A 15,651-nucleotide genomic window follows, 5' to 3' on the forward strand; every position below is an offset into this window, starting at 1 on the left:
CCGCCCTGGAGGCCGCTCGCTGATCCGGAAGTCTTCAAAAAACACTCCCTAGACGCGCCGGGCGGGGCCGGCCGGGTGCGGGTCGGTGGCGAGGCGGGCGTGCAGGTGGGAGTCGTGACGGCGGCCGCCCGGGTCGATGAAGTGGTCCCGCATCGTGCCCTCCAGCCGGAACCCGGCGCGGGCCGCCACCGCGCACGAACCGGTGTTCACCAGGGCGTGGTCGAGGATGATCCGGTGCAGGCCGAGCCCGCCGCGGCCCACGGGGGTGAACGCCCACCGGGCGGCGGCGTCGAGCGCGGTGGCCGCCACGCCCCGCCCGCGCGACGCCGGCGCGGTCCAGTACGAGGCGACCGCCTGGCCGGGCAGCCGGTCGACGTCGCGCAGCCCCACCGACCCGGCGAGCGTCCCCGTCGCGGCGTCGACCACCGCGAACGCGGCGGTCCCGGCCGACCACCCGGCGAGGCGCGGCGCCAGCCAGGCGCGGCCGCGGTCGGCCTCCGGCAGCTCCGCGGCGCCCCGCCCGGCGGCCCAGCGCAGGACGCCGGGGTCGCGCAGCGCGGCGGTCACGGCGGGTTCGTCGGCGGCCTCCCAGGGGCGCAGCAGCAGCCCGCCCGCCTCCAGGGTCCGGGGCGTGATCACCGGTGTCGTCACCGGTTCGTTCTACCCGATCATGGCCACCGCCCCGACCACGCCGCACCGGAGCGTGCGCGCACGGTGGCGCCGCGTGAGGGTCGGGGGTGCCGGTGGCCTGATCCGGCCGCCGTTGTGACGGCCGGACGCGGCGCCGGTATCCTCCGCACGGTCGGCCCCCGGCCCCGTCCGCCGGGGCGGCCGTGCGACCCGCGGGGCCCCGCCGCGGGTCCGCGCGACGCCCTGCGCGACCGGCCGCGCCGCGTCTAGGGTGAAGGCGTGCACCGCCCCCGTTCCGAAGGCCCGCCCATGGACGACCCCGCCGGCGCCTCCCCGCGCACCTCCGCCATGCCCACCAGCATCATCATGACCACCACCGACGCCGGGATCGGCGAGGCCGTGGTGGTCGCCGGGTTCGTCCGCGAGCACCACGGCGGCGCCGCCAACCTGCCCGAGCGGCTGGCCGCCATGGGGGCCGACGGTTCGCTGCAGCGGCTCGTCGGCGACTACCGCGAACGCGAGCGGCGCCGCGCCGAGGTGCAGGCGCTCGCGGCGCGCGGCGTGGTGGCCACCCAGCCGTGCCCGCGCTGCTCGGGCACGGGGGCCGACGCCGGGGCGCCCTGCTACTTCTGCCGGGCCACCGGCCGCACCGGCTGACCGCCGGGGCGCGGGCCGCGCCCCCCGGGGCCCGGTGGCGGTCAGAACAGGGGCGCCATCGTGGGCGCGCGCAGCGTGCCCAGGAACGGGTGCCAGGGGTGGTCGGGGTCGCCCTCGACCACGGCCAGCACGTCGCGCATGGCCTGGAGCGCCTTCGGCTCCTCGCCGTCGTAGACGTCGCCCTGGAGCATGCGCAGCACGTCGACGCGGTACCGCGGGTCCTGGACGAACGCGGTGAACAGGATGTTCAGCCGGTAGTAGATGCTGATGAACTCGTACCAGTAGGACACCGCGCGGCGCAGCGTGTCCTCGTAGCCGGAGAACGCCGCCTTGCCGAACCCGGTGCCCGCGCGGTGCGCGGCGACGATGTCGCGGCAGGCGATCCGGGCGCTGTTCAGCGCCACGCTCACCCCGCTGGAGAAGATGGGGTCCACGAACCGGGCGGCGTCGCCGATCAGCACGTAGCGGTCCCCGGCGATCGCCTTCATGGCGTAGCTGTAGTCGCCCTCGGCGCTGAACGGGCGGATCCGCTCGGCCTTGCCCAGGGCGGCGCTCAGCGCCGGGTGCCCGTTGACGAAGTCCCAGAAGAACGCCTCGCGGTCGGTCGCGGCCTCGCGGAACCGGAACTTCTGGGTGACCACGCCGACGCTGGTGATGGTGTCGGTGATGGGGATCTGCCACACCCAGCTGTCCTTGACCGGCAGGAAGTGGACGAAGATGTGGTCGACCTCCTTGGGGTGGGAGGCGAGCGCGGACCGGTCGAGGCCGTCGAACCAGGTGTGCACCGCGTACTGGTCGAACACCGGGTCGGGCACCTTCATCCGCAGCAGCCGGCCGAGCAGGGTCTGGCGCCCCGACGCGTCGACCAGCAGCCGCCCGGTGAGCGGCACCTCGGCCGACCCCAGGCGCGCGGTCACCCGCACCACGTCGGGGTCGTCGAAGTCGACGCCGGTGACCCGCACCCCGGAGAACACGGTGGCGCCGCGCTCCTCGGCGTTCTTCAGCAGCAGCAGGTCGAACCGGCCCCGGTCGACGTGGTAGGTGAAGTCGCGGTCGACCCCCTCCTGGTCGCGCTCCACGAACTGCACCTTGGCCGCCCAGTCGTGGCTGAGGTTGGTGAACCCGGCGTGCGGGATGCGCCGCGACTCGGCCGTGGTCCACGAGGCGCCGTACTTGCGGGGGAAGCCGGCGGCGTCGACCGCCTCCAGCGCGCCGGTCTCCAGCAGCACCGGGGTGGTGGCGGGCACCAGGGACTCGCCGACGTGCGGGCGGGGGAACACCGCGCCCTCCACGACCGCCACCGACATGCCCGCCTGCGCCAGGTAGGCGGCCGCGGTCGACCCGGCGGGTCCGCCGCCGACGACGATCGCGTCGAAGTCCGGGGTCATTCGGCCCCCTCCCGCGCGGCCGCGACGAGCATCGCCGCGATGCTGCGCACGCTGGTGAAGGCCCGCGCGTCGATGCGCTCCATGGACACCGACGCGGCCGGACCCGTGTGGATGTGGTTGAGCAGGATCGCGGAGTTCAGGGAATTCAGCACGCCCCATTCGCGGAGGGGGGATTCGACGGTCAGCTCCCCTTGCGGGTCGCCGTCGAGGAATCGCTCCCGGATGAAATGGAGGAGGTCCTCCTCGATCTTCTCCTGCGTGGTGTCGAGCATATGCGGCGCTTCCTTCCCGTGGAATTCGGGCACAATGGCGGCGCCCCGGAGAACGCGCCCGGGACAACGGGTGTTCGGGAGAGCGGAGCCGTTCTACCACGGCGGCCTCCGGCGGCGGGGTGGTAGCGTGCGCCGGGAACCGCGCGCGGGGCGCGTCCGCCCCGGTCCGCGCGGGTTCCACGGAACGGTGTCCCGCCGGCGGGACCGTTCGGCGACCGTGCCGGCGGGCCGCCTCCGGGCCCGCGGCGAAAGGGGCGTTGGCGAGTGGACGTGCTGTTTCCGCATACCGCCGCGGCGGGTATCGAACTGCGGGCGACCGCGCCGTCGACGGGGCGGCAGGTGTACGCCCGACTTTCCGCGCTGGGGCTCACCGGAATTCCACCGGAGGACGAGTTCGCGGCCGGTTCGCTGTGGCCCGGACGGCCGTTCGTGGAGATCCCCGGCCGGTTCACGGCGGAGCGCCCGGCGCCGCCCGCGCATTTCTCCGTCGTCCATTCCGGGGACGGGCGCGAGATCGGGCACGCGGCGCTGTGCGAGGTGAGCCCGCACGCCGGCCACGCCAAGGCGTGCGTGGCCGTCGACACGGCGGCGGCGGGCGGCGCCCTCGCCGCGGCGACGGTGCTCACCGTCAACTACGCGTTCGCGGTGTGGCGCCTCCGCAAGGTCTACCTCTGGACCACCGGCCGCACGGTCCCCGGGCTGGCGGACGTCCCCGACGCCGCCGTCGAGGAGGCGGTGCTGCCCGACCACGTGCTGGTGGGCGGCGAGCGGCGGCCGGCCCGCGTGTTCGCGGTCTACCGGGAGCGGTGGGACGCGACCGGGGCCCCCGCCGCCGAGCGGCTGGCCGCCGGCTGACACCCGTCCGGCGCCGCCCCGGTGGCGGCGCCGGACGCGGGCGGGCGCGGTCAGCCCCGCGCCGCCGGACGGTGCGCGGCGGCGGCCTCCTCCAGGGCCGGGACCAGCGCGTCGGGCGCCGGCAGTTCCCCGACCTCCTTGCGCAGCAGCGCGACCCCCTCGGCGACGGCGGCGTCGCCGAGCAGCCGCTCCAGCGCGGCGCGCACCCCCTCAGGGGTGCCGTCGGCCGGCAGCACGTCGCCGCCCCGGGCGTCGCGCAGCGCCCCCGCGAGCAGAGCGGCGTCGAGCAGGCCGGGTTCGGGCGCGATGAGCTGCGGCACCCCGTGCAGCAGCGCCGTGCAGTAGGTGTCGAACCCGCCGAGGTGCACCACGGCGGCGCAGGTCGGCACCACCGCGTAGTAGGCGCCCGGGCCGATGGTGAGCACGCCTTCGGGCACCGGGTAGGGCCCGCGGACGCCCTCGTCGGGCAGCGCGAGCACCACCTCGGCGTCGACCCCGGCGGCGCCCGCGAGCACGGTGTCGAGCAGCGCCCGGCCGCTCGCGTCGCCGCCCGCGCTCCAGGCCCGCCAGTCGACGAGGATTCGGCGCCGCTCCGGCGGGGTGCGCAGCCAGCGGGGGAGCACCGCGTGCCCGGCGTAGGGGACGTGCCGGACGGCCAGCGGGGCCGGCCCGGCGACGTCGCCGCGCAGCGACGCGGGCAGCTGGGTGACGGCGAACCGGCCGCGGACCAGCTCCTCGGAGAACGGCACGCCGTGGCGGGCGGCGCACGCGGTCAGCCACTCCTCGGCCGGGTCGGCGCGCTCGTGCGGCGGCCGGTCGGCGGCCGCCCGCAGGAACGCGGCGCGCAGCCGGCCCGGCAGGTCGACGCTCCACAGGAACCGGGCGTGCGCGGCGCCGACCGCCTCGGCGGCGACCGCCCCGGCGAACGTGGTGGGCTCCCACAGCACCAGGTCGGGCCGCCACTCGCGGGCGAACGCCACCAGGTCGGCCAGCAGGGGCTCGTTGATCGGCTTCCACCACCACATGACCAGCCCGCTGTAGGCGGCGCTCAGCTCCGCCCAGCCGAGCCGGGCCAGGCCGTCGGCGGAGAGGGAGAGCGGCGGGGTGTCGCCGTCGGCGGCGGCGCTGAGCATGTGGTCGCGGCCGACGGGGACCACGGTCAGCCCGGTGTCGACCGCGGCCTCGGTGAGCGCCGGCTGGCAGGCGACCCGCACCTCGTGGCCGGCGGCGCGCAGGGCCCACGCCGCCGGGACCATGCCGAAGAAATAGGAACTGTCCGCGTAGCTCGCCAACAGGATGCGCACGGCGCCTCCATTTCGGTATTCGAACCGTCAATTCGACGTGGAAAGTATGGCCGTTGATGCGGAGGGGGTGGGCGGCTATATTCGTCGCCGTGGTCCTGGTCTTCGATTCCGCCCAGGTGTGGGCCGCGCTCCGGTCGCGGCCGGGGGCGCCGTCCTCCGTTCGGACCGCGGTCGCGTAAAAAGGCGTGCGGAGTACGCCGGAATCCGTTATCCGGAGGCGTGCGCCTGGGGCGGCCCCCATACCCTAACCCGAGCGGGAGATCCGATGAAGGGCATTGTGCTGGCCGGGGGGAGCGGAACACGGCTCCACCCGACGACCCGGGTGACGTCGAAGCAACTCCTTCCCGTCTTCGACAAGCCGATGGTCTACTATCCGATTTCGACCCTGATGGCGGCGGGCATACGCGATGTCCTCGTCATTTCCGCCCCCGACGCGCTGCGCGCGCTGCGGGCCCTGCTGGGCGACGGAGCGCGGCTCGGAATGCGCTTCGCCTACGCCGAGCAGCGCCGCCCGCGCGGCATCGCCGAGGCCCTGCTGATCGGCGAGGAGCACATCGCCGGCCGGTCCAGCGCGCTGGTCCTCGGCGACAACCTGTTCCACGGCCCCGGCTTCCCCGACCTGCTGCGCGGCGCCGCCGCGTCGGTCGACGGGTGCGTGCTGTTCGGCAGCAAGGTGGCCGACCCCGAGCGGTACGGGGTGGGCGAGGTCGACCCGTCCGGGCGGCTGGTGTCGATCGAGGAGAAACCCGAGCTGCCGAAGTCCGACTACGCCGTCACCGGCCTCTACCTCTACGACGCCGACGCGGTGGAAATCGCGCGCGGCCTCCGCCCGTCGGCGCGCGGCGAGCTGGAGATCACGGATGTCAACCGGGCATATCTGGACCGCGGTAAGGCGCGGCTGGTAACGCTTGATTCCGATGTCATGTGGATCGACGCGGGCACCGAGGAGTCGCTTCTGGAGGCCAGCGGATATGCTGCGGCCTTCGCCCGCGAACACGGCCGCAGAATCGCCTGCCTGGAAGAGGTCGCCCTGCGTATGGGATTCATCGACGCCGAAGCGTGCTACGGGTTGGGCGTGGAAATGAAGGATTCGCCGTACGGCCGGTATGTCATGGACGCGGCTCGGCACTGGAACGGCACACAGCAAAGGTGAAAGTGCATGAGAATGCTGGTCACTGGCGGCGCCGGATTCATCGGATCGAACTTCGTCAGGCGGGTCCTCACCGACGCCTATCCGCAATTCGCGGGCGCCGAGGTGGTGGTGCTGGACAAACTCACCTACGCGGGGACGCTGGAGAGCCTGGCCCCGGTCATGGACGACCCGCGGCTGCGCTTCGTCCACGGTGACGTCTGCGACCGGGGGCTGCTCGCCTCCGTCCTCGACGGGGTGTCGCTGGTCGTGCACTGCGCCGCGGAGACCCACGTCGACCGCTCGATCGCCGACGGCACCGACTTCGTCATGAGCAACGTCGCGGGCACGTTCGCGCTGCTCGACACGGCGCTGGCCGCCGGGGTGGCCAAGTTCGTGCTCGTCTCCACCGACGAGGTGTACGGGACCATCGACCACGGCTCGTGGACCGAGGGCGACCCGCTGGAGCCCAACTCCCCCTACGCGGCGTCCAAGGGCGCCGCCGACCTGCTGGCCCGCGCCTTCCACCGCACCTACGGGCTGCCGGTCGTCACCACCCGCTGCTGCAACAACTACGGGCCCTACCAGTTCCCCGAGAAGCTGATCTCGCTGTTCATCACCAACCTGCTCGACGGCGAACCGGTGCCGCTCTACGGCGACGGCAGCAACGTGCGCGAATGGGTGCACGTGGACGACCACTGCGACGGCATCGCCCTGGTGGCCGAGCGCGGCGTGCCGGGTGAGGTCTACAACATCGGCGGCGCCGTGGAGATGACCAACGAGGAGGTCACCTCCCGGGTCCTGGCCGAACTGGGCCGCGACCGCGCGATGGTGCGCTACGTGGCCGACCGCAAGGGCCACGACCGGCGGTACTCGATCGACTGCTCCAAGATCGCCCGGGAGCTGGGCTACCGCACCCGCCTCTCCTTCGACGAGGGCCTGGCCCGCACGGTCCGCTGGTACGCGGAGAACCGCACCTGGTGGGAGCCGCTGAAGAAGCGGGTCAACGGCGCCCCGGCGCCGGCCGGCCCCGCCGCGGACTGACCGCCCGGCGCCGCCGTGCCGTCCCGCTGGCGGGACGCCCGGCGGCGCCCGCGCCGCTGCCGCGGCGTCCCGCCGGCAGTACACCCCGGAAAGGGGGGGAACGTGACCGAACGACGGCCGGACCCGGAGCGGCTGCTGGGCGCCCTGGGCGACCCGGAGGCCACCGAGCACCCGTGGACGGTGGACTGGTCGGCGGTGCCCGACGCCGCCGCCCTGGTCCGCGCGGCGCTGCCCGCGCGCACCGCCTTCCACACCTCCGGCAGCACGGGGCGGCGGCGCCGCTGGGAGCGCACCGCCGACCAGCTGTGGGCCGAGGCGGGGCTGGTGGCCGACCTGGTGTCGGCCGACGGCCGCCCCGACGCGGTCCTGGCGTTCGCCCCGCCCCGCCACCTCTACGGCACGATCGCCACCGTCCTGGTGCCCGCCCGGCTGGGCGTGCCCGTGCACTACCTCCCGGCGGGCGCCCGGCTGCCCGACCCCGGCGGGCGGCGGTGGGCGGTCGCCGCGATCCCGTGGACCTTCGGCATCCTGCTGCGCCGCCGGGCCTGGTTCGACGGCGCCGCCCGCGCCGACTTCGTCCACAGCACCGCGGTGCTGCCGTCGGCGGCGTTCGACCTGCTCGACGCGGTGCACGCGCGCGGCCGCGCCGGGTGGCTGCTGGAGCTGTTCGGGTCGACCGAGACCGGCGCCGTCGCGGTGCGGCGGCGCCGCGCCGGCGCCACCCGCGACCCGGCCGACCCCTGGACCCTGTGCGCGGACGTGCGCTTCGCCGGCCCCGCCGCCGGGGAGGCGCCGCTGACCGTGCGCTCCCCGCGGCTGGCCCTCGCCGAGGACGGGGCGCCCCCGCCGGTGTGGGAGATGGACGACCGGGTGCGGGTCACCGGCGAGCGGACGTTCACGTTCGCCGGGCGGCGCGGCCGCCTGGTCAACGTCAACGGCCGCCGCCTCGACCTGGACCGCCTGGAGGAGGAGCTGCGGTCCGCCCTCGACTGCGCCGACCTGGCGTGCGCCCCCGTCGCCGACGCGTTCGTGGGCGAGCACTTCGACCTGCTCGTGGTGCCCGGCCCCGGCGGCGGGCCCTCCGGCACCGACCTGCGGGCGGCCCTGGACCGGCTGGGGTGCCGCCCCCGGCGGGTGCGCTCCGTCGACCGCATCGACCGGTCGGAGACCGGCAAGCTCCGCCACGTCCAGCCCGAGCCCGACGCACCCCCCGTGAGAGGTGGCCAGTGACCAGCCCAGAGCAGACCCTCGACTCCATCGCGGCGCGAACCCGGTGGGACGCGCGGCTCCCCGACTGCACCCCCGCCGAGGCCGCCCGCATGCGGGCCGGCGCCACCCTGCTGGCCAAAGCCGTCGCCGACGGCCAGGAGGTGTACGGGGTGACCCGCGGCTTCGGCCCGCTGGTGGCCTTCCCCGCCGCGGAGTCCGGCTTCGAGCAGGGCAGCGGGCTGATCGCCCACCTGGGCACCGCCCAGGGCCGGCCGCTGCCGCCCGACGTGTGCCGGACGGTGGTGTGGCTGCGGCTCACCGGCATGCGGCAGGGCTACTCGGCCACCGCCCCCGAGTTCTGGGCGGTCCTCGCCGACCTGTGGAACCGCGGCTTCACCCCGGCCATCCCGCGCGACGGGACGGTCAGCGCCAGCGGCGACCTGCAGCCGCTGGCCGCCGCCGCGCTGGCGTTCGCCGGCACCGGCGAGGCGTGGGAGCGCGGCCCCGGCGGCGACTGGCGGCTGCGGCCCGCCGCCGACGTGCTGCGCGGCCTGGGTGCCGCCCCCGTGGAGTGGTCGGCGCGCGAGGCGCTGTCGTTCGTCAACGGCAGCAGCGTCTCGCTGGCCGTCACCATCGCCAACCACCGGGCCGTGCGGCGGGTCACGCACGCCGCCGCGGCGCTGACCGGGCGCCTGGTGACGCTGCTCGGCGCCAACCCGCAGGCGTACTCCCCGGCGCTGAGCCGGGTGCGCGGGCAGCGGGGCCAGATGACCGCGGCCCGGCTGGTGCGCGCCCACCTGCCCGCCGAACCGCGGTGGAACCCGGCCCGCCCGCTCCAGGAGCCCTACAGCCTGCGCTGCGCCCCCCAGGTCCTCGGCGCGGTCTGGGACCAGCTCGACGCGGCCGAGGAGGTCCTGGTCCGGGAGGCCGCCGGGTGCACCGACAACCCGGTCTTCGACGGCGAGGTGCTGCACGGCGGCAACTTCCACGCGATGCCCGTGGGGCTGTGCTCCGACCAGCTCGCGCTCGCCCTGCACCAGGTGGCGTTCCTCGCCGACCGGCAGCTCGCCCTGCTGTGCGCGTCGGAGACCAACGGCGGGCTGCCGCCCATGCTCACCCCGCGCCCCGGCGCGGGCAGCGGCCTGGCCGGGGTGCAGCTCAGCGCGACCTCGTTCACCTCCCGCATCCGCCAGCTCGCCGCCCCCGCGTCGCTGACCGCGCTGCCGGCCAACAACGGCAACCAGGACCACGTCCCCATGGCGCTCAACGGTGCCAACGCGCTGACCGAGGCGGTCGACCTGGCGTGGCTGGTCATCGGGTCGCTCGGCGTGGGCGCGGCCCAGCTCGCCGCCCTCACCCCCGACGCGCCCGCCGCCGGGGAGCCGTGGGCGGCGCTCGCCGCCGCCTGCCCGCCCCTGGGCCGGGACCGGCCGCTGGCCGCCGAGGTGCGCGCCGCCCGCGACGTGCTCGCCGCCGCGGCCGACGGCTGGACCGCGGCGGAGGGCGCCGACCGCGCCCCCGAGGAGGCGGTGGCGCGGTGACCGCCTACGACGAGATCGACAGCGAGGCGGTGTGGAACCGGCTCGACGACGCCGAGCACCCGATCGTCAACCCCGTCTCCGCGGAGTCGGTGGACCGGCTGCTGAACCGGGTCCCGCTGGCGCCCGGCGCCCACGTGCTCGACGTCGGCTGCGGCCTGGGCGCCTGGGTGCTGCGCGCCCTCGAACTCCACCCCGGTACCCGGGGCACCGGCGTGGACGTGTCGGCGGCGCACGTCGCCAAGGCGCGGGCCGCCGCCGACAAGCGGGGGCTGGCGGACCGGTTCGACGCCCGCGTCGGCGACGGCACCGCCCTGCCCCCCGGCGACCCCGCCGACCTGGTGCTCTGCATGGGGCTGTGCGATGCCTTCGGCGGGGTGCGCGCCACCCTGGACCGGCTCCGCCCGCACGTCCGCCCCGACGGCCACCTGCTCCTCGGCGAACCGTTCTGGGAGCGCCCGCCGGACGCGGCCGCGCTCGCCGCCCTCGGCATCGGCGCCGACAAGCACACCGACCTGGACGGCGTCGTCGCGGCGGCCCTGGACGCGGGGTGGGCGCCGGTGCACGGCTACGTCAGCACCCCCGGCGAGTGGGACGGGTTCGTCTGGGCGTGCGTGCGCGGCCTCGCCGACTGGGGGTTCGCCGAGGCCGACCCCGCCGCGCGACGCAACATCCTGCGCTACATGGCCGACTACCGCGACGCGTGGCTGCAGGGCTACCGGGGCGTCCTCGGATTCGGCACCCTGCTGCTGCGCCCGGTGCCCGCCCCGCTGCGGGTGTTCACCGGCCGCCGCCCCGCCTGGGCGGCCGGCCCCTGGACCCGCGACTGACCCGCCCCCGCCCACACGACCCGCACCCTGGAAGGTGACACGTGCAGACGCCGGAGCTGTGGATCACCGGGCTCGGCCGCTTCGTGCCGGAGACCGAGAGCGTGCGCGACGCCGTCCGCGCCGGGCTGTGCACCGCCGAGGAGGCGGCCGAGCACCAGATGACCGGGGCCGCGGTCGCCGGCGACCTGCCGGCCCCCGAGATGGCCCTGCGCGCCGCGCGCGACGCCCTGGCCGACGCCGGGGCCGACCCGGCGGCGGTGCGGCTGCTGCTCTACGCCGACACCTGGCATCAAGGCCCCGACGGCTGGTTCCCGCAGTACCACCTGCACCGGGAGCTCGACCTGGGCGACATCGTCGCCCTGGAGGTCCGCCAGGGCTGCAACGGGCTGTTCAACGCCCTGGAACTGGCCGCGCCCTACCTCGCCGCCGGGCCGTCCGGCGGGACCGCGCTGCTCGTCGCCGCCGACAACTACGGCACCCCCGGGGTGAACCGGTGGCGCTCCGGCGACTTCGTGTTCGGCGACGGCGCGGGCGCCCTGCTACTGGGGCGCACCCCCGGCCGGGTCCGCGTGCTGTCCGTCGGCACGGCCGCCGTCCCCGAGATGGAGGGGCTGCACCGGTTCGGCGAACCCGACTTCCCGCCGCGCGCCACCGTCGGCGCCACCCTGGACCTGCGCTCCCGCATGGAGAAGTTCACCGCGCACGTCGAGGAGACCGGTGACGGCACCCGGCTCTGGGTCACCCTGCAGAAGAAGATGATCCTGCTCGCGGGCCGGGTGCTGGGCGAGGCCGGCATCGTGCCCGGCGACGTCGCCCGGGTGGTCCTCAACAGCCTCGCGCCCGGCGCCCAGGAGCACCGCTGGCTGGAGATCATGGGGATCGGCCCGGAGCGGTCCACCTGGGACTACGCCCGCGGCATCGGGCACATCGGGGCGAGCGACCCCGTCCTGGGCCTGCACCACCTGCTGTCCACCGGCGCGGTCGCCCCCGGCGACCACGTCGTGCTCGGCGGCATCGGGTCCGGGCTGACGGTCTCCTGCGCCGTGGTGCGCGTGGAGGACCCGGCCGGGGAGGGGGCGGCGTGGACTTCGACCTGACCCCCGGCCAGCGGGAGCGGCGCGACCGCACCCGGGCCGCCGCCCGCGCCGCCCTGGGCGGCACGCCCCCGCGCACCGCCCGCGACCACGTCACCCGCCAGGACTGGACGGCCGCCGCCGAACTCGGCCTGGTCGGCGCCTGCCTGCCCGCCGACGCCGGGGGCGGCGGGCTGGGCTGCCTGGACACCGCCCTGCTGCTGGAGGACGCCGGGTGGGCGGCCACCGACGCCGGGCTGCCGTTCGCCGTCGCCGCGCACCTGCTCGCCTGCGCCGTGCCCGTCCGCGACTTCGCCCGCGAGCCCGCCCGGGGCCCGCTGCTCGAAGGGCTCGCCACCGGCGCCCTCGTGGCGGGCAACGCCGCCACCGAGGACGGCGCCGGGTCCGACGTCACCGCGATGGCCGCCACCGCGCGCCGCGACGGCGACGCCTACGTGCTCGACGGCGCCAAGTCGTTCGTCAGCAACGCGCCGATCGCCGACGTCTACGTGGCCTACGCGGTGACCGACCCCGACGCCGGGTTCCTCGGCCTCACCGCCTTCGCCGTCCCCGCCGACCTGCCCGGCATCACCGTCGGCCCGGTGCTGGACAAGATCGGGCTGCACGGCTGCGCCGCCGCCCGCGTCACCTTCGCCGGCTGCCGGGTGCCCGCCGCCCGCCGGCTCGGCGCCGAGGGGCAGGGCGGCGCGGTGTTCCAGCACTCCATGGCGTGGGAGCGGGCCGCGCTGCCCGCCATCTACCTCGGGGCGATGGAGGAGCAGCTCGACCGCTGCCTCGCCCACGCCCGCACCCGCCGCCAGTTCGGCCGCCCCATCGGCGCCTTCCAGGCGGTCTCCCACCGGCTGTCCGCCATGCGGCAGCGCCTGGAGGCCGCCCGGCTGCTGCTCTACCGGGCGTGCTGGCTGCTCGACCGCGACCGCGCCGAGGCCACCACCGCCGGGGCGCTGGCCAAGACCGCCGTCGCCGAGGCCGCCGTCGCCAACGGGATCGACGCGGTGCAGGTGCTCGGCGCGCTCGGCTGCCTGGCCGGCGGCGGCGTCGAGCAGCGGCTCCGCGACGCCGTGCCCGCCCTGGTGTTCTCCGGCACCGGCGACGTGCAGCGGGAGATCGTCGCCCGGGAGAGCGGACTGTGAGCCCGGACCGCGTCGACCCGCACCCCGGGAGCCCGCACCCCGGGAGCCTGCACCGCGCGGTCCGCGACGCGGCCGCCCGCACCCCCGGCGCCCCCGCCGTCACCGGACCCGCCGGGACGGCCACCTACGCCGAACTGGACCGGCACGCCGACGCGCTCGCCTGGGCGCTCGCCGAGCGGGGGGTGGGCCGCGGCGACCGCGTCGTCGTGCGCGCCGCCAAGAGCCCCGCCGCCGTCGCCGCCACCCAGGCGGCGCTGCGGGTCGGCGCCTGCTACGTCCCCGTCGCCGCGTCGGCCCCGCCCGAGCGGGCGGCGGCGCTGGCCGCCGACTGCGCGGCCGCGGCCGTGGTCGCCGACCCCGGCGGCGCCGCGCCGCTGCGCGCGCTCCTGGGCCCCGGCACCCCGGTGCTCGGCACCGCCGCGCCGGACGCCCCGCCGGGCCCGTTCCCCGACCCCGGGACCGGCCCCGGCGACCTCGCCTACGTCCTCTACACCTCCGGCTCCACCGGGCGCCCCAAAGGGGTGCGGATCACCCACGGCGCGGCGCGCGCGTTCGTCGACTGGGCGGTGCGCGAGCTGGGTGTCGGCCCCGGCGACCGGCTGGCCAACCACGCGGCGTTCACCTTCGACCTGTCCGTGCTCGACCTGTACGCGGCGTTCACCGCCGGGGCGGCGGTGAGCCTGGTCCCCGAGGACGCGGCGTTCGCGCCCGCCCTGCTGGTGGACCACCTCCACCGGGAGCGCGTCACCGTCTGGTACTCGGTGCCGTCGGCGCTGGCCCTGATGATGCGCGACGGCGGCCTGCTCGACCGCCCCGCCCCGCCGCACCTGCGGGCGGTGCTGTTCGCCGGCGAGCCGTTCCCCATCGCCCCGCTGCGCGACCTGGCCCGGTGGACCGGCGCCCGGCTGCTCAACCTCTACGGGCCCACCGAGACCAACGTCTGCACCTTCCACGAGGTGCGCCCCGAGGACCTGCGGCGCGACGCCCCCGTCCCCATCGGGCGGGCCGCCTGCGGCGACCGGGTGCGGGCGGTGCGCCCCGACGGCGCCGCCGCCGGACCGGGGGAGACCGGGGAGCTGGTGGTCGAGGGGCCGACGGTGATGCGCGGCTACTGGGGCGCCCCCGACCTCGAAGGGCCCTACCGGACCGGCGACCTCGTCCGGGTGCGCGCCGACGGCGCGTTCGACTTCCTGGGCCGCCGCGACCGCATGCTGAAGGTGCGCGGGTACCGGATCGAGGCCGGGGAGGTCGAGTCGGTCCTCGCCACCCACCCCGAGGTGGCCGAAGCGGCGGTGGTCGTGCACGGCGCCGGGCTCGACGCGGCGCTGGCGGCGTTCGTGGTGCCCGTCCCGGGCGCCCGCCCCGGGGTGCTGTCGCTCAAGCGGCACAGCGCCCAGAGGCTGCCGCCCTACATGGTGGTCGACCGGGTGCGCCTGGTGGCGGAGCTGCCGCGCACCGGCAACGGCAAGGTCGACCGCGACGCGCTGACCGCCGCGGGCTGACCCGCCCGAGCACCCGCCCGGCCGCCGCCGGCTACCAGGCCCACGCCTCCGGCGCCGGGCCGCCCTTGCCCACCGGCGGGAACAGGGCGTCGAGGCGGGCCTCGACCTCGGGGGCGGGGGCGGCGTCCAGGGCGCGCACCGCGCCGTGCAGGTGGGCGGCGGTGCGCGGGCCGACGATGGCCGAGGTCACCCCGGGCCGCGACAGCACCCAGCCCAGCGCCAGCTCCGCCGGGTCGGCGCCGATGGCGTCGCAGTAGTCCTCGTAGGCGGTGACGGTGGCCCGGTGCTCCTCCATGGCCGCCCGCCCCTTGGCGCGGCCGGACCGGACCGCCGTGCCCGTCCGCAGCTTGCGCACCGACCCGCTGAGCAGCCCGGCGCGCAGCGGGGACCACACCAGGACCCCGATCCCGTAGTGGCGGGCGGCCGGGATGACCTCCATCTCGGCGTGCCGGGTGACGAGGTTGTACACGCACTGCTCGGACACCAGCCCCAGGAAGTGCCGCCGGTCGGCGGCCTCCTGCGCGGCGGCCAGGTGCCACCCGGCGAAGTTGGACGACCCCACGTAGCGCACCTTGCCCTGGGCGACCAGGGTCTCCATCGCCTGCCACACCTCCTCCCACGGCGCGTTGCGGTCGACGTGGTGCATCTGGAGCAGGTCGATCCAGTCGGTGCCGAGGCGGCGCAGCGACCCCTCGCAGGAGTGGATGATGTGCCGCGCCGACAGCCCCCGGTCGTTGGGCCGGTCGCTCATCGGGTTGTAGACCTTGGTGGCGAGGACGGTGTGGTCGCGGCGGCCCGCCCCCTGCGCCAGCCACGACCCGATCAGCTCCTCGGTGGAGCCGGGGTAGGTCTCCCAGCCGTAGTGGTTGGCGGTGTCGAACAGGTTCACGCCGAGGCCCACGGCCTCGTCCATCAGCGCGAACGCCTCCTCGCGCGTGGTGTTGACGCCGAGGTTGAGCGTCCCCAGGCAGAGCCGGCTGACCTCCAGGGCCGTGCGGCCCAGGCGTGCGTACTGCAACGTCGCTCCTTCGTCGCGTCGGGCGCCGGCCGGCTACGGGCGGCCGGC

The 15,651-nt window shown here is 76.4% G+C and carries 15 protein-coding genes; 10 read left to right on the forward strand and 5 right to left on the reverse strand.

Features of this window, described 5'->3' with window-relative positions; genetic code table 11:
- Nucleotides 1-48: 48 nt before the first annotated feature.
- A complete protein-coding gene (locus NT8_RS21340; protein WP_067972589.1) occupies nt 49-651 on the reverse strand; it encodes a GNAT family N-acetyltransferase in 603 nt (200 codons plus the stop codon).
- A 288-nt stretch (nt 652-939) separates the two neighbouring features.
- On the opposite strand from NT8_RS21340, the gene NT8_RS21345 reads away from it, so the two are divergent.
- Nucleotides 940-1,287, forward strand: coding sequence for a hypothetical protein (locus tag NT8_RS21345; RefSeq protein ID WP_067972592.1), 348 nt, complete (start codon nt 940-942; stop codon nt 1,285-1,287).
- Nucleotides 1,288-1,328: 41 nt separating this feature from the next.
- Here the strand turns inward: NT8_RS21345 and NT8_RS21350 are convergent, their stop codons facing one another.
- Complete coding sequence (locus tag NT8_RS21350) at nt 1,329-2,675, reverse strand: NAD(P)/FAD-dependent oxidoreductase (RefSeq protein ID WP_067972595.1); 1,347 nt, start codon at nt 2,673-2,675, stop codon at nt 1,329-1,331.
- Nucleotides 2,672-2,947 (reverse strand): hypothetical protein, encoded by a 276-nt coding sequence (locus NT8_RS21355; protein WP_067972598.1) that lies wholly within the window; start codon nt 2,945-2,947, stop codon nt 2,672-2,674. Before NT8_RS21355 ends, NT8_RS21350 begins: the two co-directional genes overlap by 4 nt.
- Before the next feature lie 270 nt (nt 2,948-3,217).
- Here NT8_RS21355 and NT8_RS21360 point away from each other — a divergent pair, with 270 nt between their 5' ends.
- Nucleotides 3,218-3,802 (forward strand): hypothetical protein, encoded by a 585-nt coding sequence (locus tag NT8_RS21360; protein ID WP_157515924.1) that lies wholly within the window; start codon nt 3,218-3,220, stop codon nt 3,800-3,802.
- Between the two features lie 50 nt (nt 3,803-3,852).
- Here NT8_RS21360 and NT8_RS21365 read toward each other — a convergent pair whose 3' ends face one another.
- Nucleotides 3,853-5,106, reverse strand: a complete 1,254-nt coding sequence (locus NT8_RS21365; protein WP_067972603.1) for a nucleotide disphospho-sugar-binding domain-containing protein — start codon at nt 5,104-5,106, stop codon at nt 3,853-3,855.
- Nucleotides 5,107-5,371: 265 nt separating this feature from the next.
- On the opposite strand from NT8_RS21365, the gene rfbA reads away from it, so the two are divergent.
- From rfbA to NT8_RS21405, 8 genes are all read left to right on the forward strand, one after another.
- A complete protein-coding gene (gene rfbA / locus NT8_RS21370) occupies nt 5,372-6,259 on the forward strand; it encodes a glucose-1-phosphate thymidylyltransferase RfbA (RefSeq protein ID WP_067972606.1) in 888 nt (295 codons plus the stop codon).
- Nucleotides 6,260-6,265: 6 nt separating this feature from the next.
- Nucleotides 6,266-7,279 carry a dTDP-glucose 4,6-dehydratase gene (rfbB, locus tag NT8_RS21375; protein WP_067972610.1) on the forward strand — a complete coding sequence of 338 codons (1,014 nt, stop codon included), beginning with the start codon at nt 6,266-6,268 and terminating at the stop codon, nt 7,277-7,279.
- A 102-nt stretch (nt 7,280-7,381) separates the two neighbouring features.
- Nucleotides 7,382-8,509 carry a class I adenylate-forming enzyme family protein gene (locus tag NT8_RS21380; protein WP_067972613.1) on the forward strand — a complete coding sequence of 376 codons (1,128 nt, stop codon included), beginning with the start codon at nt 7,382-7,384 and terminating at the stop codon, nt 8,507-8,509.
- Nucleotides 8,506-10,029 carry an aromatic amino acid ammonia-lyase gene (locus tag NT8_RS21385; protein WP_067972616.1) on the forward strand — a complete coding sequence of 508 codons (1,524 nt, stop codon included), beginning with the start codon at nt 8,506-8,508 and terminating at the stop codon, nt 10,027-10,029. Before NT8_RS21380 ends, NT8_RS21385 begins: the two co-directional genes overlap by 4 nt.
- The gene (locus NT8_RS21390; RefSeq protein WP_067972618.1) at nt 10,026-10,856 is read left to right on the forward strand and encodes an SAM-dependent methyltransferase; all 831 of its coding nucleotides are present in this window, start codon (nt 10,026-10,028) and stop codon (nt 10,854-10,856) included. Before NT8_RS21385 ends, NT8_RS21390 begins: the two co-directional genes overlap by 4 nt.
- A gap of 41 nt (nt 10,857-10,897) precedes the next feature.
- Entirely contained in the window at nt 10,898-11,953 is a 1,056-nt protein-coding gene (locus tag NT8_RS21395) for a ketoacyl-ACP synthase III family protein (RefSeq protein WP_067972621.1), read from the forward strand.
- Nucleotides 11,938-13,083, forward strand: a complete 1,146-nt coding sequence (locus tag NT8_RS21400) for an acyl-CoA dehydrogenase family protein (RefSeq protein WP_067972625.1) — start codon at nt 11,938-11,940, stop codon at nt 13,081-13,083. The genes NT8_RS21395 and NT8_RS21400 overlap by 16 nt, the downstream gene beginning before the upstream one ends.
- The gene (locus NT8_RS21405) at nt 13,080-14,585 is read left to right on the forward strand and encodes an amino acid adenylation domain-containing protein (RefSeq protein ID WP_245646266.1); all 1,506 of its coding nucleotides are present in this window, start codon (nt 13,080-13,082) and stop codon (nt 14,583-14,585) included. Before NT8_RS21400 ends, NT8_RS21405 begins: the two co-directional genes overlap by 4 nt.
- A gap of 31 nt (nt 14,586-14,616) precedes the next feature.
- On the opposite strand, the gene NT8_RS21410 is transcribed toward NT8_RS21405, so the two are convergent.
- Nucleotides 14,617-15,603, reverse strand: a complete 987-nt coding sequence (locus NT8_RS21410; protein ID WP_067972628.1) for an aldo/keto reductase — start codon at nt 15,601-15,603, stop codon at nt 14,617-14,619.
- Nucleotides 15,604-15,651: the final 48 nt, after the last annotated feature.

It is taken from the genome of Nocardiopsis trehalosi NBRC 14201, assembly GCF_001552555.1.
Taxonomy (GTDB): domain Bacteria; phylum Actinomycetota; class Actinomycetes; order Streptosporangiales; family Streptosporangiaceae; genus Nocardiopsis_B; species Nocardiopsis_B trehalosi.